Origin of the sequence: Streptomyces sp. NPDC002669 (genome assembly GCF_042889165.1) — a bacterium.
Lineage (GTDB): Bacteria > Actinomycetota > Actinomycetes > Streptomycetales > Streptomycetaceae > Streptomyces.
Genome location: NZ_JBIAQQ010000006.1, coordinates 135195 through 159287 on the forward strand (window position 1 = coordinate 135195; position 24093 = coordinate 159287).

16 protein-coding genes are annotated in these 24093 nt (G+C 73.1%); 9 read left to right on the forward strand and 7 right to left on the reverse strand.

From position 1 onward, the window contains the following. The first annotated feature begins 85 nt into the window (after positions 1-85). The 9 genes from fxsA to fxsT (ACFYW1_RS11710) all read left to right on the forward strand — a co-directional run bounded on the left by fxsA (position 86) and on the right by fxsT (ACFYW1_RS11710) (position 14256). The gene (gene fxsA / locus ACFYW1_RS11670; protein WP_388990405.1) at positions 86-271 is read left to right on the forward strand and encodes an FxSxx-COOH cyclophane-containing RiPP peptide; all 186 of its coding nucleotides are present in this window, start codon (positions 86-88) and stop codon (positions 269-271) included. 300 nt (positions 272-571) lie between these two features. Next, the gene (locus ACFYW1_RS11675; protein WP_388990407.1) at positions 572-1717 is read left to right on the forward strand and encodes an FxsB family cyclophane-forming radical SAM/SPASM peptide maturase; all 1146 of its coding nucleotides are present in this window, start codon (positions 572-574) and stop codon (positions 1715-1717) included. Next, entirely contained in the window at positions 1714-3165 is a 1452-nt protein-coding gene (locus tag ACFYW1_RS11680; RefSeq protein ID WP_388990409.1) for an aKG-HExxH-type peptide beta-hydroxylase, read from the forward strand. The genes ACFYW1_RS11675 and ACFYW1_RS11680 overlap by 4 nt, the downstream gene beginning before the upstream one ends. A gap of 81 nt (positions 3166-3246) precedes the next feature. Continuing rightward, the gene (gene fxsT, locus ACFYW1_RS11685; protein ID WP_388990411.1) at positions 3247-6240 is read left to right on the forward strand and encodes an FxSxx-COOH system tetratricopeptide repeat protein; all 2994 of its coding nucleotides are present in this window, start codon (positions 3247-3249) and stop codon (positions 6238-6240) included. An 84-nt stretch (positions 6241-6324) separates the two neighbouring features. After that, the gene (locus ACFYW1_RS11690) at positions 6325-6738 is read left to right on the forward strand and encodes a CU044_2847 family protein (protein WP_388990413.1); all 414 of its coding nucleotides are present in this window, start codon (positions 6325-6327) and stop codon (positions 6736-6738) included. Next, positions 6735-7694, forward strand: coding sequence for an ATP-binding protein (locus ACFYW1_RS11695; protein ID WP_388990416.1), 960 nt, complete (start codon positions 6735-6737; stop codon positions 7692-7694). Before ACFYW1_RS11690 ends, ACFYW1_RS11695 begins: the two co-directional genes overlap by 4 nt. Positions 7695-7701: 7 nt before the next feature. Beyond that, a complete protein-coding gene (locus ACFYW1_RS11700) occupies positions 7702-9558 on the forward strand; it encodes a hypothetical protein (protein ID WP_388990418.1) in 1857 nt (618 codons plus the stop codon). After that, positions 9548-10888, forward strand: coding sequence for a CHAT domain-containing protein (locus ACFYW1_RS11705; protein WP_388990420.1), 1341 nt, complete (start codon positions 9548-9550; stop codon positions 10886-10888). The genes ACFYW1_RS11700 and ACFYW1_RS11705 overlap by 11 nt, the downstream gene beginning before the upstream one ends. Then, on the forward strand, positions 10885-14256 hold the full coding sequence (gene fxsT, locus ACFYW1_RS11710; protein WP_388990422.1) for an FxSxx-COOH system tetratricopeptide repeat protein: 3372 nt from the start codon (positions 10885-10887) through the stop codon (positions 14254-14256). The genes ACFYW1_RS11705 and fxsT (ACFYW1_RS11710) overlap by 4 nt, the downstream gene beginning before the upstream one ends. A 116-nt stretch (positions 14257-14372) precedes the next feature. Here the strand turns inward: fxsT (ACFYW1_RS11710) and ACFYW1_RS11715 are convergent, their stop codons facing one another. The 7 genes from ACFYW1_RS11715 to ACFYW1_RS11745 all read right to left on the reverse strand — a co-directional run bounded on the left by ACFYW1_RS11715 (position 14373) and on the right by ACFYW1_RS11745 (position 24092). Next, positions 14373-18146: a multifunctional oxoglutarate decarboxylase/oxoglutarate dehydrogenase thiamine pyrophosphate-binding subunit/dihydrolipoyllysine-residue succinyltransferase subunit gene (locus ACFYW1_RS11715; RefSeq protein ID WP_388990424.1), complete on the reverse strand. Its 3774-nt coding sequence runs from the start codon at positions 18144-18146 to the stop codon at positions 14373-14375. A 257-nt stretch (positions 18147-18403) separates the two neighbouring features. After that, complete coding sequence (locus ACFYW1_RS11720) at positions 18404-19480, reverse strand: ATP-binding protein (protein WP_388990426.1); 1077 nt, start codon at positions 19478-19480, stop codon at positions 18404-18406. Then, the gene (locus tag ACFYW1_RS11725; protein WP_148839177.1) at positions 19477-20214 is read right to left on the reverse strand and encodes a response regulator transcription factor; all 738 of its coding nucleotides are present in this window, start codon (positions 20212-20214) and stop codon (positions 19477-19479) included. Before ACFYW1_RS11725 ends, ACFYW1_RS11720 begins: the two co-directional genes overlap by 4 nt. Before the next feature lie 223 nt (positions 20215-20437). After that, complete coding sequence (locus ACFYW1_RS11730) at positions 20438-21130, reverse strand: spermidine synthase (protein ID WP_388990429.1); 693 nt, start codon at positions 21128-21130, stop codon at positions 20438-20440. A gap of 132 nt (positions 21131-21262) precedes the next feature. Next, entirely contained in the window at positions 21263-21907 is a 645-nt protein-coding gene (locus ACFYW1_RS11735) for a hypothetical protein (RefSeq protein WP_388990431.1), read from the reverse strand. Next, a complete protein-coding gene (locus ACFYW1_RS11740; RefSeq protein WP_388990433.1) occupies positions 21904-23292 on the reverse strand; it encodes a hypothetical protein in 1389 nt (462 codons plus the stop codon). The genes ACFYW1_RS11735 and ACFYW1_RS11740 overlap by 4 nt, the downstream gene beginning before the upstream one ends. Then, positions 23289-24092, reverse strand: a complete 804-nt coding sequence (locus ACFYW1_RS11745) for an ATP-binding cassette domain-containing protein (protein WP_388990782.1) — start codon at positions 24090-24092, stop codon at positions 23289-23291. The genes ACFYW1_RS11740 and ACFYW1_RS11745 overlap by 4 nt, the downstream gene beginning before the upstream one ends. Position 24093 lies beyond the last annotated feature (1 nt).

Sequence of the window (24093 nt, forward strand, 5' to 3'; positions counted from 1 at the left end):
GCAGATCGAGGACACGGGTCCGGCGGGGCGCGTTCGAGGGCGAGCGCGCCGGGGCGGGCACGAGCGGTGCTTACGGGGAGGCGTGATGAGCGAGACGGTACACAGGAACGTCCCGGACGGCGGCCCGGAGGCGCTGCCGGACCTGCTGGGGCTCGACCTGGAGTCGCTGCGGACACTGGACCACCCGGTGCTCGCCGAGGTGGTCGCGGATCTGCGCGGGCGGGCCGAGCAACCCCGGGAGATGCTGTGGGGGTTCACCAACGCGTTCTGACCCCCCCACTCCTCCCGGCCCCGGCGCCCCTTCGCCGGTCCCCGCACCCCGGCACCGGAGGAAAGGTGCCGGGGACACACGATTTCGGTCCGGGGGCCGGTTGAACAGGACATCGTGACGCGGGACGGGTTTGCCCGCCCGGCGGGCCAGGGATACTCGCCTCGGGACGGCAACGGGGGCCGTACCGGCGAACATGAACGGCGCGGGGGTGCGGGAGTGTCTCGACAGGCGACGCCGAAACCGCCCCCGTGCGCCGAAAACAACCAAATCCGGCCTTCCTTCGGGCAGTTCATCGTCAAGATGCACGGCCGCTGCAACCTCGCCTGCCGTTACTGCTACCTCTACGAGGGCCCCGACCACACCTGGCGCGACCGCCCGGCCGCCGCCGCGCCCGCCGTCCTGGACCGCACCGCGCACCGCATCGCCGAACACGCGGCGGCCCACGGACTGCGCGACGTCGCGCTCGTCCTGCACGGCGGCGAACCCCTCCTCGCGGGCGCCGACCGGCTGGCCGCCTTCGCCGACCGGGTACGCGGCCTGGCACCCGACGGCTGCACCGTCCACACCACCCTCCAGACCAACGCCACCCTCCTCACCGGGGCCCGCATCGCCACGCTCGCCCGGCACGGCATACGCATCGGCATCAGCCTCGACGGCGGCCTGGCCGCCCACAACGCCCGGCGCACCGACCACGCCGGACGCCCCTCCTGGCCCGCCGCGTCACGCGGCGCCCGGCTCCTCGCCGACCGGCACCCCGACGCCTACGCGGGCATCCTCACCGTCGTCAATCCCCGCAGCGACCCGATCGAGACGTACGAGTCGCTGCTCGGCCTGCGGCCCCCGGCGATCGATCTGCTGCTGCCGCACGGCAACTGGACCAACCCGCCGCCCGGCCTCCCGCCCGCGGACGAACCGCACCCCGGCCCCGGCCTCCCGCCCGCGGCTCCCGGCCGCCCGACCCCGTACGGCGACTGGCTCGTCACCGTCTTCGACCGCTGGTGGCACACCGGCCGCAGGGAGACCCGGGTCCGGCTCTTCGAGGAGTGCGTCGCCCTGCTGCTGGGCCTGCCCGGCGCCACCGAGTCCCTCGGCCTCGACCCCGTCGACGCGATCGTGGTCGAGACGGACGGGACGATCGAGCAGGTCGACTCCCTCAAGTCCGCCTACGACACGGCCGCGGCCACCGGGCTCGACGTCTTCCACCACACCTTCGACGACGCCCTGCGCCACCCCGGCGTCGCGGCCCGCCGGGCCGGCGCCGACGCGCTCGCCGCCGCCTGCCGCGCCTGCCCGCTGCTGACCGTCTGCGGAGGCGGCCACTACGCCCACCGCTACCGCGCAGAGAACGGCTTCGCCAACCCGTCCGTCTACTGCGCCGACCTCGAACGGCTGGTGCGTCACGTCGCCGCCCGGCTGTCCGACGCAACCGCAGGAGAACGCCGATGATCCCCCCACTCACGGACCACATGCTGCGCCAACTCGGCCGCACCGAGGGCGACCCCCACACCCTCGAAGTCCTCGTGCGCGACCAGGACACCCGTCGGCTCGTCCTGCTGCGGGCCCTGCTCGACGCGGCCGGCGCGGCCCCCGCCACCGTCTGCCCGCCCCGGGCACTCGACCGCCTCCACGCGGACTGGGCCCTGCTGGAGACGGCCGAACGCGCCGACCGGGCCGCGGTGCGCGCCGTCCTGCTGCACCCGCTCACCGGCCCCTGGGTCCACCGCTGCCTGCGCGGCCTCTCCGCCCCCGCCCCCCGCACCGGCCCGGGTACGCCCGCCCCCGCCCGTACCGGCACCGTCCCCGACCCCGAACTCCGCGCCGATCTGGACCACTTGAGCGCACTGGCGGCAGCTGCCGCGATCCGTTCCGGAACCCCGTTCACGACCCGGCTCACCGCCCACGGCGGATTCCTGGCGCTGCCCACCCTGGGCGCCCTGCGCACGGCGTCCCCGAGCCCCGTGGCCGTCGACATCGCCTTCCGCGCCGGTGAACTGACGATGCGTGAGGACGGCGCGACCGCACCGCCCCTCGTCGCCCACCCGCAGCCGGACGGCACCACCGGCTCGGCCGACCCGCGCTGGCTGCCGGTGCTCGCCCTGCCCGCCGTGGCGCACGGCATCGGCCCCGTGCCCCTGGACGACGTCGACCCCTACCGCACCGACGGCCGCGGACTCCAGCGCCACGGGCTGAGCGCCGCCACCCACATCGACGACCACGAACGCAAGTCCTGGGCCGAGTCCTGGGCCGGAGTGGCGCCCCTGCTCGCCATCGGCGGCGAACACCGCCTCGCCGAAGCGGCGCTCCTGCTGCGCTGTCTGGTCCCGCTCGGCCCGCCGCCCGGCTCCGGACCCGTCGGCGAGAGCGCGGCACACTGCAGCGGCACCCGGCGGGAGGCGTTCGGCGCCGTCCTCAGCAGCAAACCCGCCACCCCCGCCTACTTCGCCTCCACCCTCGTCCACGAACTCCAGCACACCAAACTGGCCGCGCTCTGCGCCCTCGTACCGCTGCACCACGAGGACGCCGAGCCGCGCCACTTCGCCCCCTGGCGCTCCGACCCCCGGCCCTTCGACGGCCTCCTGCAGGGCGCCTACTCGCACATCGCGCTCGCCGACTACTGGCAGCGGTTCGCACGCGGCGCCCGGCGCGTCACCCACCGGGACCTGGCCTGGGCCGAGCACGCCCGCTGCCGCGAACAGGTCGGAGCCGTACTGCCCGTCCTGGCCGGCTCGGCGGCACTCACCCGCGAGGGCCGGGTCCTGGTCAACGAGATGATCGCGCTCTACCACCGTCTGGACGATTGTCCGCCCCCTGCGGGGCACCTCGCGCGCGCGGAGGCGTACGTGGCCACCGCCAAGGTGATATGGCAGCAGAGGAACGGCCCGCGAAGGCCGTGAGGGACCCCGGGATCGTCCGCCGGAGCGACCGCGCTCCGGTGTATGTTGACAAGGCTCGGATCGAGGCAGGGAGACGGTTGAATGCCCGCAACGCGTAAGCAAGTTGGAGCAACCGGGGCGCAAACCGTCACCATCAGTTTCGCCGGTTTCAACCGTGCCTGGGCGGCGTGGATCGGGGACCGGCTGGAGCGACGCGGGGTGACGGTCGTCCAGCAGCGCTGGGACCCGCCGGTGGAGGTGCCGCTGGAGGAGTCGCTGCGCGATCTGACGCTCTCCCGCGGCCGGGTCCTGGTGGTCCTCAGCGACTGGTACTTCCAGCTCGGCCCGCGCGGCCACGAGGAGTGGAACAAGGCCCTGCGCGAGGTCGTCGCCCCCGACCCCGACCGGTTCGCCGCCGTCTGCGTCACCACCTCCGCCCTGCCCGGTGCCACCTCGGCCCTCGGCGCGGCCGACCTGACCAACGTCGGTGCCGAGGAGGCCGAGCGCCGGCTCCTGGTCCGGCTGGGCCTGCCCACCGGCCCGCTGCCCGAGGCGGCCGAGGCCCGGCCGGGACCCCGGTACCCGGCCGACACCCCCGAGGTGTGGGGCGGGGTCCCGCGCCGCAACACCCGGTTCACCGGCCGCGACGAGCTGCTCGCCCGGACGTACGAGGCCCTCCAGGACGCGGGCTCCGGCGCCGGGGTCGTGGCCCTGCACGGCATGTCCGGTGTCGGCAAGACGCAGCTGGCCGCGGAGTACGTCTACCGGTTCGGCTCCGAGTACGACGTCGTGTGGTGGGTGCCCGCCGACCGCCGCGCCCTCTACCGCCAGAAGCTGGCCGAACTCGCCCCCGAACTGGGCCTGTCCACCGGCGTCGAGTACGGGGAGCGGCTGCGGGCGGTGCGCGACGCGCTGCGCCGCGGCGAACCGCACTCCCACTGGCTCCTGGTCCTGGACGGCGCGGACGAGCCCGAGCACATCTGGGACCTGGTGCCGACCGGCCCCGGACACGTGCTGATCACCTCCCGCAACCCGGAGTGGAGCGAGCACAACAGCAACCTCGTCGAGGTCCCGGTCTACGACCGCGACGAGTCGGTCGCCTTCATCCGCCGCCGCGCACCGCGGCTGACCCCGCACGAGGCCGACCAGCTCGCCGAGGCCCTCGAAGACCTCCCGCTGCTCCTCGACCAGACGGCGGGCTGGCTCAACGACTCCGACATGTCCGTCGAGGAGTACATCGAACTCCTCGAGGGCGGCATCGACCAGGACGTCGTCAAGGTCTCCGCCGACTTCCCGCTCGCCTTCCAGACCGCCTGGTCGATACTGCTGAACAAGCTCAAGGAGACCGTCCCGGAATCGGTCGACCTGCTGCGGCTGTGCAGCTTCTTCGCCCCCGGCTCCATCCCCGTGCGGCTGCTGCGGGAGATGCCCCCCGGCGATCTGCCGGAACAGCTCTCCGGCCTGATGAACGACCCGCTGCTGTGGAACAAGGCGATCGGCCAGCTCCGCCAGTACTCCGTGGTCCGCCTGGAGTCCCACGAGATGGCCGGCGAGGAGCCGTCGTCCGGCGAATCGCTCTACATGCACCGCATGGTCCACCAGATCGTCGGCAAGGACATGCCGGAACGGGACCGCGACGAGTTCATCGGCGTGGTCCGCAGGGCCCTCGCCGCCGCGGACCCCGGCCGCCCCCACGACACCCGGCTGTGGCCCGCCTACGCCGAGATCAGCCCGCACCTGAAGTGGGCCGACGTCCTGATGAGCACCGACCCGGCCGTGCACGGCCTGGTGCTCAACTGCCTGCGCTACATGTACCTCTCCGGCGAGTACCGGGCCGGCATCAAGCTGGGCGAACGCGCGATGAGGGCCTGGCGGGAACTCCTCGGCGAGAACCACCCCCGGGTCTGGGACCTCAGCCACCACTACGCGAACCTGCTGCGGGCCGTCGGCGACTACGCCGGAACGGAAGCCATCGAGCGCGCCGCCGTCGACCACCTGCGCGAGGAACGCGGCGTACAGGACCTGGAACACCTGCGCGCCGCCGGCGGCCTCGCCGCCGACCTGCGGGGCCTGGGCCGGTACGACGAGGCGTTCGAGATGTCAGCCTGGATCCTGGCGTCCTACCGCGAACTGCTGGGCGACCAGGACGCGCGCACGCTCAGCGCGCAGAACAACCTGGGCACGTCACTGCGCCTGCTGGGCCGGTACGAGGAAGCGCTCGAACTCAACCGGCGCACCCTGGACGCCCGCCGCCAGCTGCTGCGGCCGCGCCACAGCTGGACGCTCTACTCCGAGATCAACTACGCCACCGACCTGCGATTGCTCGGCCGGTACGGCGACGCCCTGTCGCTCCAGAACCAGAGCGTCCGGGTGCACCGCCTGGTCATGGGCCAGGACAACCCGCAGACCCTGCGCGCCGAGCACAACCTCGCGCTGTGCCAGTACCGTTCGGGGGAGCGGTCCAAGGCCGCGGCCCTGTTCACCCGGGTCCTCGAACGGTGCGAGCGGGTACTCGGCGAGAACGACCCGCTGACGATGATGTTCGCGGCCAGCCAGAGCTTCTTCGCCCGGGAGCACGCCGACATCGACCAGGCCAGGGCCATAAGCGAGAAGGTGGTCGGCGGCTACACGGACATGCTCGGCGAGGAACACCCCTACGTGGCGGGAACCCGCGCCAACCATGCCCTGATCCTGCGCAACGTGGGCGAACGCGACCAGGCCCACGCCCTCCTGGAACAGGCACTCGCCGACATGACCCGGGCCGTGGGCGAGCACCACCCCTGGACCCTGGGCTGCGCGATCAACGCCTCCGCGCTGCGCAACCTGGTGGGCGACCCGGAATCCGCGGCCGCGCTGACGGACGCCGTCGCCACGAGGGCCGTCGAGGTCCTCGGCCGGCTCCACCCGCTGACCCTCTCCGCCCGGATCGCGCACGCCGCGGACCTGCGCGGCCTCCGCGAGCGGCAGCGCGCGGACAAGATCGAGACGGAGGCGCTGGAGGACCTCCGGGCGACCCTGGGCGACCAGCACGTCCACACCGTCTCGGCCCGCTCCCGCAACCGGCCGTACTGGGACTTCGAACCGCAGATGATCTGACCCGTTCCGGGAAAGCGGCTCAATAATTGAATGCCCGTCAGTATCCTTGCTCGTCACGGTGGTTGAGATGAATCGGGGGAGCGAATGGCGGTCGTCGTCGGATCCGCGGCACCGGGGGAGGACGGCCCGATCCCGGTCGTCGTGGACGCCGATGCCTTCGCGGCGGAACCGGAACAGGCCGGGGCGGACGAGTCCTTCTACAGCCCGGAGGAGACCCGGGGCGGTGCGGACGCCGCCCGGCGCGCCCTGAGCGGCGCCGGTGATCTGTACGGCGACGGGCTCGACCTCGCGCGACGCTGCGCCGCCCAGGCGATGCGCAGACTCGGCGACCTGGGCGAGGGGATGCGCCCCGACGAGATCGAACTCCAGGTCGGGATCACCTTCGAGGCCGGTATGGCGGCCGTGGTGAAGGCCGGCGCCGAGGCCCAGATCCAGGTCACCTTCCGCTGGCAGCCCGGCAACGAGGGGCGGGCCACCGCCGTGGCGACCCCCTCATGAGCGGGGCGCCGCCCCCGCCCGCCGGCCCGGCGGACCGGATGCCGATCCTCCCGTACAGCCGGATCGTCGGGCAGGACGAACTCAAACTGGCCCTGGAACTCAACTTCGTCTCCCCGAGGATCGGCGGCGTGCTGATCGCCGGGCAGCGGGGCACCGCCAAGTCCACCGTCGTCCGCGCCTTCGCCCTCATGTCCGGCGGCGAACTGCCCGTCACCCTCCCGATCAACGCGACCGACGACCGGGTCGTCGGCGGCTGGGAGCTGGACGCGCTGATGCGGGGCGTGGCGAAGCCGCAGCCCGGGCTGCTGGAGGAGGCCGACGGGAAAGGGCTGCTGTACATCGACGAGGTCAACCTGCTGGACGACCACCTCGTCAACATCATCCTGGACGTCGTGTCCACCGGTGTGCTGTCCATCCAGCGGGAGGGCATCGACCTGTCCAGGCAGCTGTCGTTCGGACTCGTCGGCACCATGAACCCCGAGGAGGGCAGCCTGCGCCCCCAACTGCTCGACCGGTTCGGGCTGATGGTGGCGGCGTCCGAACTGGACCTCGACGAACGCCGGCGGATGATCACGACCGTGCTCGCCTTCGAGGAGGAACTGGAGAACGAGGACTCCGCCTGGCTGCGCACCGCGCAGGAGGAGAACGACGCCCTGCGCGCCGCGCTCCTGACGGCGCGGGACCGGCTCGGGGACGTCCGGATCGACGAGGACATGAGCGGGCTCTGCGCCGAAGCGGCGCAACGGGTGGGCGCGGTCGGGCAGCGCGGCGACCTCCTCGTGGCGAAGACCGCCCGCGCACTGGCCGCACGGGACGGGGACCCACGGGTCGGGCCGGACCACGTCCGCCGGGTGCTGCCGCTCGCCCTGCGCCACCGCAGACCGGACTCCGCCCACGGCGCCGCCCTCGTCTGGGGGCCGGACGAGGACGACCGCGTCGCCGACCTCTTCGGCTGAGCCGCCGATGCCCGCCCCCGTGCCCCGGCCCTCGCCCGTCGCGGACCCCGAAGGACCGCCCCGGCGGCTGCTCACCGCACTGGCCTGCGCCGCCGTCGAACCGGGACTGTCCGGGGTGCTGCTGTTCGACCTCCCCGACCGGCACCTCGCGGCCGTCGCCGCCGCGTTCGACCGGCTGCTCGCCGGACCCGCCGGCCCGCCCGTGCCCCGCACCACCCTCACCGCGGCCACCACGGACGAGGACCTGTGGTTACGGCCCCGGGTGCGCCGCGGCCCGCACGGCATCGACTTCGCCCTGGACCCCGGACCGCTCACCGAACCGGTGCCCGGCCCCTCCCTCGTCGTCGTCCCCGACCTCGCCAGGCTCAGCGTGCCGGGGAAACGGGCCGCCGTGCAGCTCCTCGGCGCCGACGTCGCCACCGTCGAACACGCCGGACTGAGCCGCCACTGGCGGCCGGAGGCCCGCTGGCTGGCCGCCTGCCGCACCGAGGACGTCGAACGCGTCCCCCCGCACCTCCTGGACCGCTTCCCGCTCCGCCTCACCCTCCCGGAACTGCGCACCCGGCCGGGCGGCACCCCGCTCGGCCCCCTCCCCGCCGCCTGGGACACGGCCCTGGACCGGGCCCGCGCCCACGGTCCCAGGCCACCCCTCCACCCCGACGCCGACTTCGCCTCCCGGGTTCTGGAACTCCTCGACGACCAGGACGGCACCGGGCAGCGCAGACCCCTCGCCCTGGCCCGGACCGCCCGCGCCCTGGCCCGGCTCGACGGCGCCGGACGGCTCACGGCCGGGCACGCCGAGGCGGCCGCCCGCCTCCTCCGGCTGCGCGGCGCCCGGCGCCCCTGCGCCGAACCCCCACCCGGACCCGACGCCGCGGACACCGCCCGGAGTGCTCCCCGCATCCTCCCCGAACCCCGGCCCGGCACCGACCGGCCCCCCGCACCCGGCACCCCCGTCCTGGAGCCCGGGCCCGCCGAACACATCGGTTCGGCCCGCGCGGCCGGTCCCTGGCCGGCCGCCGACACCCCGTACCCGGAGGACGCCCCGGGACCGCCGCCGGAGGACACCGCCCTGCGCACCCCGGCCCGGCGCGCCACCGGCCCCCGGGCCGCACGCGGCCCCGTCGTCGGCGTGCGCCCCGCCCGGGACCTGTGGGACCTCGCCCCCGTGCGCACGGCCATGGAGGCGGCCAAGTACCGGGCGGTGCGGGAGAGCGGCGACCGCCTGGTGGTCCTGCCGCGCGACCTGCGCGGATACGTCCGGGCACCGGAACCCGTCCGGATGCTCACCCTCGTCCTGGACCACACCTGCCGCGAGGACTGGGACTGGCACCCGGCGCTCGAACCGTTCCTGCACTGGGCCTACGTCACCCGCGCCCCGGTGCACGTGGTCGAGATCGGCGGACGCGGGGCACCGAACGAGGTACGGGCCGAGTCCTTCACCACGCCGTCCACCCGCTCCCCGCGCATCGCCGCCGCCCTCGACCGGCCGCCCGGCCGGTCCACCCCGCTCGCCCATGGACTGGAACTGGCCGAACAGACCCTGCGCCGGGCCTTCCGGCACCACCGCGCCGGCCTGGTGGAGGCCCTGCTGGTCGTGGTGACCGACGGGCGCGGCAACGTCCCGCTCGCCGCGAGCCACCTCGGCCGGGCCGGGCGCGGCGCCGTGGGCCGCACCGGCATCGACGACGCGCTCGCCGCGGCCGGCCGGATCAGCGGCATGGACCGGACCCGGCTGCACGTCCTGGTCGTCGACCCGGGCCGGCAGCCCTACCCGGAACTCCCGCACCTGCTGGCCGAGGCCCTCGACGGCAGGGTGGTCACGGGCAGGCCGGAACCCGAGGCGGCCGACCATGGGCGGTGAATCCGCGGGCCTGCGCCGCCTGTTGGAGAACTCCGTGGCCACCGGCCGACGCCTGGCCAGGACCCCCGTGCCCGCCGGGGTGCGCACCGGACTGCGCGAACGGCTCGGACTCACGGAGGCCGACGCCGACAGCCGGCCCCCACCGCACACCGCCCGGATCACGGTCGTCCCGCACCACGAAAGCCACGGCGGCGTCCCGGCGTTCGGGGTCAGCGCCTGGTGCGAAGGCATCCCCCGGCTCCCGTACACCACCGGCCCCACCCAGCTGCGCCCCGCCGGCATCGGCCTGGGCAACGCGCTGGGCGGCGGCCCCGCCCCCTCCCAACTGCTCCGCGACATCCGGCACTGGTCCCACAACCAGCGACGGCTCGCCGCCTGGATCAACCGCGCCCGCACGGTGCACGGCGACGACCTGAGGATCACCGTCCACGACGACACCGGCTACGAGATCCCCTGGGAGGCGTTCTGGCTGCCGGCCGACCCCGCGAACGGGCTGGGCGAAGGACTCCTCGGCGCCCTGGTCCCGGTCACCCGGTGGCTCACCATCCGCAGCGCCGACCTGGTGCTGCCCGAGGCGTCCGTGGCGGCCGCGGGCGACGTGCTCGGCTACTACTTCCACGACGCGCGCCCGGCCCGCCCGCACCGCGACGCAGTACGCCGCATCCATGACATGCGGGCCGACATGACGGTCTTCCAGGGCTACGCGCACCGTCCGCACGTGACGATCGACGACTTCCTCGACGAACTCGACGCATGTCCGACCGACCCCGTCGGCCTCGTCTACATGGCGGCCCACGGCACCTACGACGACCGGGTCGACGCACTCACCCTCGCCGAGGTGACCTGGGCCGAGTACGACGACCGCCCGATGACGGTGCTCGACAAGGACCACTCGATGGTCTGCCTCAACGCCTGCCACTCGGCCAGGTTCGTCCGCAACACCGGACTGGGGGAGACGGACCTGCGAGGTTTCACCGAACTCTTCCTCCGCAAGGGCGCCGGGGGCTGCGTCGTCGCGGCCGGACAGGTCGGCGACAGCGAGGCGCGCGAACTCATCCGGCAACTCGTCGACACCCTGGCGGCCGAACCCTGGCGGCCGGTCGCCGACTCGCTGCGCCTGTTCCGGGCCCGCGCGCTGGACGAGTTCGGCCCCTTGACGAACCTGCCGCGCGCCCGGCACGAAGGACGGCTGAACGTGGACGGACAGCGGCCCGTCCTGCGTCTGCTGTACAGCCTCATGTTCCAGTACTACGGGCATCCGCTCAGCACGCTCAGCCTGAGCGGACCACGCCCCGGCGGGACGACGCACGGGGAGGGGGACGCACGGTGAACGGCGACGACCCGGCCCTGCTCGTCGAACCCGTCGTCAGCCGGCCCCGCCAGGCCGAGGCCGGCTGCGCCTACCTCGTCACCGTCGACCTGCGCGGCCCGCTCGGGTCGCGGGGCGAGGAGGACCCGGGGGCCTGGCCGTACCAGGACGAGGAACTGACCTTCACCGTCGTGCTGGACGGGGGCCGGCACTTCGTCTGCGAGGTGCTCGACGACCCCTCCCTCGTCCTGCACCGCTACGGGGGCACGTACGGCCCGGTCCGGTTCGTCGTCACAGCGCGCCCGGTCCTCGGGCCCGCCGAGCTGTGGCTGACCCTCACCAACCAGTGGGGGACGCCGGTCCGCAAGGCCGCCCTGCCCTGCCGGATCGTCCAGCCGGCGGAGGCCGGTTCGCGGCGGACGGCCCCGGTCGTCGGGTACGTGCCCGAGCCGCACGAGCCGGTGGCCGGGACCGGCCCCGAGGAACCCGCGCCCCTCGAAGCGCTCCCGGACCCGTACCCCGCGGCGCGCCCGGGGGACCACGTCACGATCAGTTTCGCCGGTTTCAACCGTGCCTGGGCGGCGTGGATCGGGGACCGGCTGGAGCGACGCGGGGTGACGGTCGTCCAGCAGCGCTGGGACCCGTCGGCGCAGGTGCCGCTGGAGGAGTCGCTGCGCGATCTGACGCTCTCCCGCGGCCGGGTCCTGGTGGTCCTCAGCGACTGGTACTTCCAGCTCGGCCCGCGCGGCCACGAGGAGTGGAACAAGGCCCTGCGCGAGGTCGTCGCCCCCGACCCCGACCGCTTCGCCGCCGTTCGCGTCACCACCTCCGCCCTGCCCGTCGCCGCTGCGGCTCTCGGGGCGGCCGACCTGACCAACGTCGGTGCCGAGGAGGCCGAGCGTCGGCTCCTGGTCCGGCTGGGCCTGCCCACCGGCCCGCTGCCCGAGCCCGTCGGGGCAGGACGGGGGCCCCGGTACCCGGCCGAAGCCCCCGAGGTGTGGGGCGGGGTCCCGCGCCGCAACACCCGGTTCACCGGCCGCGACGAGCTGCTCGCCACGACGTACGAGGCCCTGCACGGGGCTCGCCCCGCCGCCGGGGTCGTGACCCTGCACGGCATGCCGGGCGTGGGCAAGACGCAGCTGGCCGCGGAGTACGTCCACCGGTTCGGCTCCGAGTACGACGTCGTGTGGTGGGTGCCGGCCGAACGCCGCTCCCTCTACCGGCAGAAGCTGGCCGAACTCGCCCCCGAACTGGGGCTGTCCACGGGGGCCGAGTACGGGGAGCGGCTGCGGGCGGTGCGCGACGCGCTGCGCCGCGGCGAACCGCACTCCCACTGGCTCCTGGTCCTGGACGGCGCGGACGAGCCCGAGCACATCTGGGACCTGGTGCCGACCGGTCCGGGACATGTGCTGATCACCTCCCGGAATCCGGGCTGGGGCGAACACAACAGCAGTCTCGTCGAGGTCCCGGTATACCGGCGTGACGAGTCGGTCGCCTTCATCCGCCGCCGCGCACCGCGGCTGACCCCGCACGACTCCGGCCGGCTCGCCGAGGCGCTGGAGGACCTGCCGCTGCTCCTCGACCAGACGGCGGGCTGGCTCAGCGAATCCGACATGTCCGTCGAGGAGTACATCGAACTGCTGCTGGGGGGAGGCATCGACCAGGACGTCGTCAAGGTCTCCGCCGACTTCCCGCTCGCCTTCCGGACCGCCTGGTCGATCCTGTTGAACAAGCTCAGGGAGACCGTCCCGGAATCCGTCGGTCTGCTGCGGCTGTGCAGCTTCTTCGCCCCCGGCTCCATCCCCCTGCACCTGCTGCACAAGGTGGTCCGGGGCCCCGTCGACGGCCTGGAGGCGCTCGCGGACCCCGAGGTGTTCGACCGCGCGGTCCAGCAGTTGCTGCGCTACTCGGTCGTCAGGCTGGAGACGGCGGCCCTCCCGGCCGGGGGAACGGCGGACCCGTCCGGTGCCCTCCACATCCACCGCATGGTCCACCGCATGGTGCGGGACGAACTGACGGCGGCCGACCACGCGACCTGCGCCGCGGCGGCCCGCGGCGCGCTGGCCGCCGTCGACCGGGGCCTGCCCTCCGACGTCCGGGCATGGCCCGAGTACGCCATGCTCACCCCGCACCTGAAGTGGGCGGAGGTGCTGGAGAGCACCGAACCCGCGGTGCAGGACCTCGTCCTCGACTGCCTGCGCCACATGTACCTCTCCGGGGAGTACGGCAGCGGCGTCCGGCTCGCCGGACCGGCCATGACCTCCTGGCGCACCCTGCTCGGCCCGGCCCACCCCCGGATCTGGGACCTCGGCCACCACTACGCCAATCTGCTCCGCGCCCTGGGCGATTACCGCACGAGCGAACGCGTCGAGCGCGAGGCGGCCGACCACCTCGGGGCCGAACGCGGCGAGCACGACCTGGCACACCTGCGGGCCGCCGGCGGCCTCGCCGCCGACCTGCGGGGCCTGGGCCGGTACGACGAGGCGCTGCGGCTCTCCACCTCGATCCGGGACCGCTACCTCGACGTCCTCGGCCGGCAGGACCACCGCACCCTGAACGCGGACAACAACCTCGCGGTGTCACTGCGGCTGCTGGGCCGCTACGGCGAGGCGCTGGAACAGGACTGGCACACCCTGGACCTGCGGCGGTCCGTGCTGGGCGGACAGGCCCCCGCCACCTTGTACTCGGAACTCAACTGCGCCATCGACCTGCGGCTGCTGGGACATCACCGCGAGGCCGAGGAGATCCTGGAACAGACGGTCCGCGGGCACCTGGAGGCGATCGGAGCCAACAACCCGCAGACCCTGCGCGCCCGGCACAACCTCGCGCTGTGCCGGTACTCCGCGGGAGAGGGGAGCACTGCCCGGTCCGACCTCGCCCGGGTGCGGCGGGACTGTCTGCGGCTCCTCGGCGAGCACCACCCGCTCACCCTGCTGATCACGGCGAGCACGGCCTGCGCGGAGCGGCGGGCGGGGGACCCGGACCGGGCGCTGCTGCTGCACGAACAGGTGGTGGCGGGATACCGGTCGATGCTGGGCCACGAACACCCGTACACCATCGGGACGGAGGGGAACCTCGGGCTGATGCGCTGGACGCTGGGGGAGTGGGACACCGCCGGTTACGAGATCGAGCGGGCCCGCTCCCTGATGTCCCGCGCGGTGGACCCCGGGCATCCCTGGGCGCTCGGCTGCACGTTCAACGCGGTGGTCGTCCGGGTGCGGAACGGGCGGACCGACGAGGCGCACGGGCTGGTCCGGGCGAACGGCCCGCGGGCGACGGCCCTGTTGGGGCCGGACCACCCGCTCACCGCGGCCTACCGACGGGCGGAGGAGGAACCGGCGCGCGCCGGGCGCCTGGAGTTCTGGGACTTCGAGCCCATGATCGTCTGAACGGACCTGTTGCCGCAGTGCCGTTGGGGACGGATCAGTCCCCGCAGCGCCGCATGCCGAGGGGCCCGCCCCCGCGATCGTCTCGCGGGAACGGGCCCCTTCCGTACGGCAGCGGGTCAGGCCTCGAAGACCTCGGCGACCAGCTGGGCCTGCTCGGCCTGGTGGCGCTTGGCCGAGCCGACCGCCGGGGACGAGCTGTGCGGGCGCGAGATGCGGCGCAGGCGCTCACCGTGCGGGACGTCGGCACCGACGGCCAGGTCCAGGTGGTCGATCAGGTTCAGGGCGATGAACGGCCAGGCGCCCTGGTTGGCCGGCTCCTCCTGGGTCCAGAGGTACTTCTCGGCGTTCGGGTACTTGGCGATCTCGGCCTGGATCTCGGCACCCGGCAGCGGGTACAGGCGCTCCAGACGGATGATCGCGGTGTCCGTGACGCCGCGCTTGGCGCGCTCGGCCTCCAGGTCGTAGTAGACCTTGCCGGCGCAGAAGACGACCTTGCGGACGTCGGCCGGATTCACCGAGTCGTCGCCGATCACCGGGCGGAAGCCGCCGCTGGTGAACTCCTCCACCTTCGACGCGGCCGCCTTGAGGCGGAGCATCGACTTCGGGGTGAAGACGATCAGCGGCTTGTGGTGCGGGTTGTGCACCTGCCACCGCAGGAGGTGGAAGTAGTTCGACGGCAGGGTCGGCATGGCGACCGTCATGTTGTTCTGCGCGCACAGCGTGAGGAAGCGCTCCGGGCGGGCGGACGAGTGGTCCGGGCCCTGGCCCTCGTAGCCGTGCGGCAGCAGCAGCGTGACGCCGGAGGTCTGGCCCCACTTCTGCTCGGCCGAGGAGATGAACTCGTCGACGACGGTCTGCGCGCCGTTGACGAAGTCACCGAACTGGGCCTCCCAGATGACCAGCGACTCGGGGCGGGCCAGCGAGTAGCCGTACTCGAAGCCCATCGCCGCGTACTCGCTGAGCAGCGAGTCGTAGACGTTGTAACGGGCCTGGTCGTCGGAGAGGTAGAGCAGCGGGGTGTAGTCCTCGCCGGTCACCTGGTCGACGAGGACCGCGTGGCGCTGGCCGAAGGTGCCGCGGCGGCTGTCCTGGCCGGCGAGCCGGACCGGGGTGCCCTCCATCAGCAGCGAACCGATGGCCAGGGTCTCGCCCATGCCCCAGTCGATCGTGCCGTTCTCCACCGAGGCCGCGCGGCGCTGCATCTGCGGCATCAGACGGGGGTGGACGGTGATCCGGTCGGGGATGTTGACCTGGGACTCCGCGATGACCTTCACGACCTCCTGGGAGACCGCGGTGGTCACGGCGACCGGGAACTCCGGCTGGACCTCGGGGGAGTGCGCCGGGGCCGGCAGCGAGGTGGCCTCGCGGACCTCCGCGAAGACCTTCTCCAGCTGGCCCTGGAAGTCCTGGAGCGCCTGCTCGGCCTCTTCCAGCGTGATGTCGCCGCGACCGATGAGGGACTCGGTGTAGAGCTTGCGCACCGAGCGCTTCTTGTCGATCAGGGTGTACATCTGCGGGTTGGTGAACTCCGGGTTGTCGCCCTCGTTGTGACCGCGGCGGCGGTAGCAGATGAGGTCGATCACGACGTCCTTGTTGAACGCCTGCCGGAACTCGAAGGCCAGCCGGGCCACGCGGACGACGGCCTCGGGGTCGTCGCCGTTGACGTGGATGATCGGGGCCTCGATCATGCGCGCCACGTCGGTGGCGTACATCGAGGAGCGCGAGGACTCCGGGGCGGCGGTGAAACCGACCTGGTTGTTGATCACCACGTGCACGGTGCCGCCGGTGCGGTAGCCGCGCAGCTGCGACATGTTGAGCGTCTCGGCGACGACGCCCTGGCCCGCGAAGGCCGCGTCGCCGTGGAGCGCGACGGGCAGGACGGTGAAGTCCGTGCCGCCCTTGTTGATGATGTCCTGCTTGGCGCGGGCGATGCCCTCCAGGACCGGGTCGACCGCCTCCAGGTGCGAGGGGTTGGCGGCCAGCGAGACCTTGATCTGCTCGCCGTCCAGACCGGTGAAGGTGCCCTCGGCGCCCAGGTGGTACTTCACGTCGCCGGAGCCGTGCATCGACCGGGGGTCGAGGTTGCCCTCGAACTCGCGGAAGATCTGGGCGTACGACTTGCCGACGATGTTCGCCAGCACGTTCAGCCGGCCGCGGTGGGCCATGCCGATGACGACCTCGTCGAGGCGGGCCTCGGCGGCGGAGTCGATGACCGCGTCGAGCAGCGGGATGACGGACTCGCCGCCCTCCAGCGAGAACCGCTTCTGGCCGACGTACTTGGTCTGCAGGAAGGTCTCGAACGCCTCGGCCGCGTTCAGCCGGCGCAGGATGCGCAGCTGCTCCTCGCGCTCGGGCTGCTGGGTGCGGGTGCGCTCCACCCGGTCCTGGATCCACTTGCGCTGCTTCGGGTCCTGGATGTGCATGAACTCGATGCCGGTGGTGCGGCAGTACGACTCGCGCAGCACGCCGAGGATGTCGCGGAGCTTCATCATCGACTTGCCGGCGAAACCGCCGACCGCGAAGTCGCGCTCCAGGTCCCACAGGGTGAGGCCGTGCTCGGTGATGTCCAGGTCGGGGTGCTTGCGCTGGCGGTACTCCAGCGGGTCGGTGTCGGCCATGACGTGGCCGCGGACCCGGTAGGAGTGGATCAGCTCGAAGACCCGCGCGGCCTTGGTCACGTCGTTGTCGTGCGAGGCGTCGATGTCCGTCAGCCAGCGGACCGGCTCGTACGGAATGCGCAGCGACTTGAAGATCTCGTCGTAGAACTCGTTCTCGCCGAGCAGGAGCTGGGAGACGATGCGCAGGAACTCGCCGGAGGCGGCGCCCTGGATGACCCGGTGGTCGTACGTCGAGGTCAGCGTCATGACCTTGGAGATGCCCAGCTTGTTCAGGGTGTCCTGCGACGTGCCCTGGAACTCGGCCGGGTAGTCCATCGAGCCGACGCCCATGATGACCGACTGACCGGGCATCAGACGGGGGACCGAGTGGACCGTGCCGAGACCGCCCGGGTTCGTCAGGGAGACAGTGACGCCGGAGAAGTCGTCCATCGTCAGCTTGCCGTTGCGGGCGCGGCGGACGATGTCCTCGTATGCCTGCCAGAACTCGAAGAAGTTGAGCGTCTCGGCCTTCTTGATGCCGGCGACGACGAGCTGGCGGTCGCCGTTCGGCTTCACCAGGTCGATGGCCAGACCGAAGTTCACGTGTTCGGGCTTGACCAGGGTCGGCTTGCCGTCCTTCATCGCGAAGGAGTGGTTCATCGCCGGCATGGCCTTGATGGCCTGCACCATCGCGTACCCGATGAGGTGCGTGAAGGAGATCTTCCCGCCCCGGGCGCGCTTGAGGTGGTTGTTGATGACGATGCGGTTGTCGAAGAGCAGCTTCACCGGGACGGCGCGGACGGACGTGGCCGTCGGCAGCTCCAGCGAGGCGTTCATGTTCTTCGCGACGGCGGCCGAGGGGCCGCGCAGCGTCACGTACTCGGGGCCCTCGGCGGTCTCGGTGGCCGGGGCGGCCTTGGCGGCGGCCGGCGCGGCCTTCGCCGGGGCGGCGGCGGCCTGTGCGGGTGCCGGCGCCGGAGCCGCGGGCGCCGGGGTCTTCGCGGCCGGCGCGGGGGCCTGCGCCGGGGCGGTCTGCGCGGGAGCGGCCGGGGTCACCGGGGCCGCCGGGGTCGGGGCGCCGGGAACGGGCTTGTCCGCCGTGCCGGACGCGCCCGGCTTGTAGTCGGCGAAGAAGTCCCACCAGGCGCGATCGACCGAATTGGGGTCCTGGAGGTACTGCTGGTAGATCTCGTCGACGAGCCACTCATTGGGCCCGAAAGCCGCGGCGGGGTTCGCACCCGTGCTGGCTTGGTCGGTCGAGATGCTCGAGTTACTGGGGGACTGAGACGACACGGCGGCAACCGCCCTCTTCCGCTTCACAAGGTGATGGACAGCGGAAATCAAGGCTACGCCTCCCGGGCCGTTACTTGCAGGCCGGGCCGGTCTTCGTCGCGCAAGTCACACGAGAAGGCGGGTTTCGGGGCAGGAAATGGCGGGAAACAAGCATGGTTCCGCTTCACTGCGGGTACGCCGAACAGCGGCTGCGGCCCCCTGGATCGCACCCCTTGAACGGAACACGCAGAACGTGCCCTTCCGGTTCGAACCCTATGTCAACCTCGCGGTTGTGTGGCCCCCGGAAGAGTGACCTGAATTCGGCAGCCGCGAGCAGATTCGGCCACTCCGATGCGCCCGCCGTGCAGATCCACCGCCCAGCGGGCGATCGCCAGGCCGAGCCCGGTGCCCCCGTCGCTGCCCGGCCCGTGCGGAGACGGCACCTCGCCCCGGTTGAAACGCTCGAAGACCCGGTGCCGCTCCGCCTCCGGGATGCCCGGCCCCTCGTCCATGACCTCCAGCACGAGGGATTCCGGCCCGGCCCCGCGCCGCGCCAGCACGGTGACCCGGCCGTGCGGCGGGCTGTGCTTGACAGCGTTGTCGATCAGATTGGCCACCACCTGGTGCAGGCGTTCCGCGTCCGCGTGCGCGGTCAGCTCGGGCGGCGAGACGTCCAGATGCAGGTGCACGTCCTTGCGGGTGTGGTTCCCGGAGCCGGACGACAGCCTGCGGTGCGAGACGGCGAGGTTCGCCTCCTTCAGCACCCCCGACAGGTACGGCCACACCTCGAAGCGGCTCGCCTTGAGCGTGACCACCCCGTTGTCCAGCCGGGAAAGGTCCAGCAGCGTCTCCACCAGCCGGCCGAGCCGCTCGGTCTGCTTCAGCGCGGTGCGCATGGTCTCCGGATCGGCCGAGGACACCCCGTCCACGACGTTCTCCAGCACGGCTCTCAGCGCCGCGATGGGGGTGCGCAACTCGTGCGAGACGTTGGCTACCAGCTCCTTGCGATGCCGGTCCACCGCCTCCAGGTCGTCCGCCATGAGGTTGATCGTCTGGGCCAGGTCGCCCAGCTCGTCGCGCCGGTCGGCACCGCTCACCCGCCGGGTGTAGTCGCCGTGCGATATCGACCGGGCCACCGTCGTCATCTCGTCCAGCGGCGCCGTCAGGCCGTGCGCCACGAACTGCGTGATCAGCAGGGTCGCGATCACCGAGAACACCGTGATGAACCGCAGCTCGGTCCGGGTGCGCACGGCGACCATCAGCAGCCCGGTGGTGATGAACACCGAGACCACCACGAGCGTGCCCAGCTTGGCCTTGACGGAGAAGGGCCTCAGCCCGGGACCGGAGGCGGTCATGGGGCCGGGGTCTCCAGGGCGTAGCCGACACCGTGCACGGTGCGGATCCGCTCCGCGCCGATCTTCCGGCGCAGCGCCTTGATGTGGCTGTCCACGGTGCGGGTGCCGGAGGCGTCCGCCCAGTCCCAGACCTCGGCCAGCAGCTGCTCCCGGGACAGGACGGCGCGCGGGGTGTTCGCCAGACAGACCAGCAGGTCGAACTCGGTCGGTGTGAGGTGGACGTCCTCGGCGCGCACCCGGACCCGCCGCTGGGCGTGGTCGATCTCCAGCTCGCCGAGGCGCAGTATCCCGCTCCGCGGCGTCACCGCGGCCAGCGCCGCGCGCTCGACCCGGCGCAGCAGGACGTGCACCCGGGCCGCGAGCTCGCGCATCGAGAACGGCTTGGTCATGTAGTCGTCGGCGCCGACCCCGAGGCCGACCAGCATGTCGGTCTCGTCGTCCCGCGCCGTCAGCATCAGTACCGGCACCGGCCGCTGGGCCTGCACCCGACGGCAGACCTCCAGGCCGTCGAAGCCGGGAAGCATGATGTCGAGCACCATCAGGTCGGGCTGCCATGCCTCGGCCGCGTCCACCGCCGCGGGGCCGTCGAGTGCGGTCTGCACCAGAAAGCCCTCGGCCCGCAGCCGGGCGGAAATGGCATCGACGATCGTGGCGTCGTCCTCGACCACCAGCACCCGGCGCTGCGCTCCCGGGGTGGCCGCGACGTTGTTGTGGGTGGTGTGTGTCTGTTCCATCGCCCCGCCCCTGCCCGTCCTCGCGGGGGCCGTTCCCCCGGACGCACGGTCTTCGCTTGTGGATTTCGTGGGTGACCCCGTTACGGATCAGCAGCGTAAAGGCAGCGGACTGCTCTCGGCTACGCAGGGTGTAACGGCTCGGGCGCGAGGAAGTGGCGGAGTGTCGGCCTTGTGATGCTTGGCCCCGGGGCTTTTCGGGGCCGTCGATACCCGGAGGGGGATCTCAGCGCGTCCGAAGTGCGAGATGCACCACGTCGGGAACACCTCGGGCAACACTGACCTCTTCGGTCCTTACCCCACTGAATCCGGCATTCCGTAGGGCCTGTTCGAAGTCGGCGGAAGGCTGGGCGGACCACACCGCGAGAACGCCGCCCGGTGTCAGCCGCTCCATGCAGTCGGCCAGACCGGCGGGCGAGTACAGGCTCGTGTTGTCCTCGGTGACCGTCCAGTCCGGCCCGTTGTCGATGTCCAGGCACAGGGCGTCGTAACGCTCCGTGGTCGTGTGCAGGTGGGCGACCAGGTCCGCCGTCAGGATCGAGGTCCGCGGGTCGGCGAGCGCCGCGCCGGAGAGCGAGGCCAGCGGCCCCTCCAGGTGCCAGTCCACGATCGCCTGCTCCCGCTCCGCCACGACGATCCGGCCCCAGCGCGGCTCGGCGGCGGCCCGGGCCAGCGAGAAACCGACCCCGAGCCCCCCGATGAGCACCGAGGGTTCCGGCCGGTCGGCGGGCAGGGCGGCCAGCGCCGCGTCGATCAGCAGCCGCTCGGAGCGCCCGTCCGAGGTGTCCATCAGGAAGCACCCGTTGGCGATGATCTCGAAGTCTTCACCGCGCCCCCGCAGAACGACCTCGCCGTACGGGCCTTCGCGGCGGTCGAGCGTGACGGGGGTGGGGGCGTCGGAGCGGTGCGTGTCGGGCATGGTGCAGGTCTCCGGTGGACGTCGGACAAGGTCACCGCCATCCTGTCCGGTCGGCGCGGTGGGAGGCCAGCGGATTGCCCGGTCCGCCCCTCGCGGGAGGACGATGAGGACATTCGGCCGGTCCGTCGCCCCCTACCCGCGTTCCGGGCGTGCGCCGCGTACCGCGAGGAGGGCCGACCCCGCCACGAACGCGGTCACGGCCACCGCCCACGCCGCCACCTGCGGGCCCGGCTGCATCGGCCAGGCCCACACCGCCGCCGCCCCGCCCGGGGTGCGCGGCGCCGCCAGATAGACCGCCCCGCCGTAGAGCGTCATCGGCAGCCAGCTCGGCCGGGCGCCGATCAGGGCGGCGGAGGCCGCGGCCACCCCGGTCGCGCCGAGCACGTTGCGCACCATGCCCGGGGCCCCGTATGCCTCCGGGTGGCCGGGGACGGCCGCCGCGAGCGCACAGGCCGCCAGCGCGGTCGGCGCCAGCAGGTGCAGCAGCCTGCGCGGCCACCAGCGGCGCACCGCGGTCCGGTCCAGCTCGTCGCAGTGCGCGTACAGGCCGGTGCCGATCGCGGCGGAGGCCAGCAGCGGGGCCAGTACGACGACCGGGACGCGGGCGGTGTGGTCGAAGTACGGCCGGCTCTCCAGCCAGTGCGCCGCCCAGGCGGCGACGAGGGCGATGCCGACCAGGGTGGCGGCGGTGAGCGGGAGCGCGCGGGAACGGACGTGGAGGAAAGAGGGACGGGACCACGGGCGCGGGGGAGCGGCGGGGGCCGGGCGGGCGCTCACAGGGCCGGCACCTCCGCGGGGACGCAGCTCTTCCGGGTCGCCAGGTAGCGGCCGAGCCAGGCCCTGCGGTCGGCGTCCGGCATGGCTTCGAGGCGGGCGAGCCGACGGGACTCCGGGTACCACGGCGACTCCTCGTCGGCCAGCCAGCTCCCTACCGCGTCGTCGGTGCGCGCCATCCGTTCGGCCTCCTCGGCGCTCCTGCCGCCCCCGCCGTCCGGGCAGTCGCGGAGGGTCAGGCCCAGAGCGGTGTTCGCCGCGTACGCCCGGGGGTCGGTCAGCCGGTCCCGGGTGATGCCCCAGCCCCGTACGGCGTGCGCGAGGGAGGCTTCGCCGTCCTTCGGCCCGTACCGCGGGGCCAGGTACCGGACCGGCGCGCCCGGCACCCCCTCCAGCCGGGAGAACATCCCCTCCAGGGCCTCGGACACCCGGGGCAGCAGCCGGGAGTCGGACGCGGCCAGGCAGATCTGCGGAGTGCCGGGGCCGGTCCGCGAACAGACCCTGTGCGTCGTGGCCGGGTCGTCCCGGAGCAGGTCCTCGCCCGTGCGCACGATCACCGTCCCGGCCGCGACCGCCAGGACGAGCGGTACGACGGCCAGGAGACGCCGCCGGGTTGTGTACGCCAGCAGTACGGCGACGCCGACGCCACCCGTCCAGGCCAGCAGGACCGGGGCGAACCACCACACCGGTACGGACCCTTCGAGGGAGAACTGTTCGGCCGGGCTCAGGAAGCGGGCGTCCGCCTCCAGATAGCCCGGGGCGCCCAGCGCGACGTACAGGACGGCCGCGAGCACCGGAGCGGCCAGCCGCCACCGCACCAGCCGGCCGACGACGAAGCCCACGGGGGCGACGGACAGCAGGAACCCGAGGTCCGTGACGGCGATCGCGAGGGACGGGCCGCCCGCACCGGTGTACGGGGCGGTCGCCGCGAACACCGCGGCCAGCGCGACCAGATACCCGGCCGCCGCCCACAGCGCCACGGGCGCCATGGCCGTCACCACCCGGGCGAGCCGGCCGCGCGGCACGGAGAGCAGCAGCTCGGCGGTGCGGCGCCGGTGCTCCCTGCCGCCCTGCCAGCAGGCCGCCGCGGCGACGAGCGGCCCGGCGAGCAGGGTCGCCGCCGAGTGCAGCTCGGTCTGCGTCCCGCCCCAACTCCCCTGCCACTGGGCCGCCTTGCTCCACAGCGGGACGAGGAGCGTGAGGGCGACGGCGGGGCCCGTCCACGGGGCGATCCCGCGCCGCAGTTCGGTGCGCAGGGCGGTGCTCGGGAGGGCGCGGGGCCGGGGCCTCCCGGGGGCGGTCCTTTCGGGCAGGGCCCTTTCCGGGGCGCTCTTCTCCGGCGTGGTCTTTTCCGGGGTGGTCCTTCTCGGGGCGGCGGGGGTCGTCATCGGCTCGCCACCGCCGCCCGGTGCGCGCGCAGCGCGGCGGTGTAGCCGCGCTCGACGGGGTTGCCGTCCGGCAGTCCCGTTCCGTCGCCCGCCGTGCCGCCGAGTTCCGCCAGTTCGCGCGTCGTGCCCCGGTACGCGACCCGGCCCGCCTCGATCAGCGTGACCCCGGTGCAGGCCGCGGCCACGTCCTCGACCAGATGGGTCGAGACGATCACGGTGGCGGTGCGGCCCAGTTCCCGTATCAGCGCCCGGAACTCGACCCGCTGCTCCGGGTCGAGACCGGCGGTGGGCTCGTCGAACAGGAGCAGCTCCGGTTCGTTGACGATCGCCTGGGCGATGCCGGCCCGTCGCACCATGCCGCCCGACAGGGTCTTCACCCGGGCATCGATCCGGTCCGTCAGGCCCACCCGGTCCACCGCGCGTTCGACGGCGGCGGGCACGGCCGCCGGGTCCATCTCCTTGAGCCAGGCCACGTAGGAGACGAACTCGCGGACCGTGAAGCCCGGGTAGTGGCCGAACTCCTGGGGCAGATAGCCGAGCCTGCGCCGGACCTCCGCCCGGCTGCGGTGGTCCGCCCGTCCGCCGACCCGGCTGCCGAGCAGCTCCACCCGGCCGCCGGACGGTGCCGCGACCGTGGCGAGCACCCGGATCAGCGAGGTCTTGCCCGCCCCGTTCGGGCCGAGGAGCCCGTGCACACCGGGGGCGAAATCGAGGTCGACCGCGTCCAGCGCGGTCGTCCTGCGGTGCCGGACGGTCAGTTCCCCGACCTCCACCGTGTTCCCGGCCGTGGTGCCGTTCACG

Excerpts from the sequence above, each read along its gene's own strand:
- ACFYW1_RS11675 (WP_388990407.1), top strand. The coding sequence starts at position 572 with ATGCACGGCCGCTGCAACCTCGCCTGCCGTTACTGCTACCTCTACGAG.
- fxsA (WP_388990405.1), top strand. The coding sequence starts at position 86 with ATGAGCGAGACGGTACACAGGAACGTCCCGGACGGCGGCCCGGAGGCG.
- ACFYW1_RS11690 (WP_388990413.1), top strand. The coding sequence starts at position 6,325 with ATGGCGGTCGTCGTCGGATCCGCGGCACCGGGGGAGGACGGCCCGATC.
- fxsT (WP_388990411.1), top strand. The coding sequence starts at position 3,247 with ATGCCCGCAACGCGTAAGCAAGTTGGAGCAACCGGGGCGCAAACCGTC.
- ACFYW1_RS11740 (WP_388990433.1), bottom strand. The coding sequence starts at position 23,292 with ATGACGACCCCCGCCGCCCCGAGAAGGACCACCCCGGAAAAGACCACG.
- ACFYW1_RS11700 (WP_388990418.1), top strand. The coding sequence starts at position 7,702 with ATGCCCGCCCCCGTGCCCCGGCCCTCGCCCGTCGCGGACCCCGAAGGA.
- ACFYW1_RS11720 (WP_388990426.1), bottom strand. The coding sequence starts at position 19,480 with ATGACCGCCTCCGGTCCCGGGCTGAGGCCCTTCTCCGTCAAGGCCAAG.
- ACFYW1_RS11695 (WP_388990416.1), top strand. The coding sequence starts at position 6,735 with ATGAGCGGGGCGCCGCCCCCGCCCGCCGGCCCGGCGGACCGGATGCCG.
- ACFYW1_RS11680 (WP_388990409.1), top strand. The coding sequence starts at position 1,714 with ATGATCCCCCCACTCACGGACCACATGCTGCGCCAACTCGGCCGCACC.
- ACFYW1_RS11730 (WP_388990429.1), bottom strand. The coding sequence starts at position 21,130 with ATGCCCGACACGCACCGCTCCGACGCCCCCACCCCCGTCACGCTCGAC.
- ACFYW1_RS11725 (WP_148839177.1), bottom strand. The coding sequence starts at position 20,214 with ATGGAACAGACACACACCACCCACAACAACGTCGCGGCCACCCCGGGA.
- ACFYW1_RS11705 (WP_388990420.1), top strand. The coding sequence starts at position 9,548 with ATGGGCGGTGAATCCGCGGGCCTGCGCCGCCTGTTGGAGAACTCCGTG.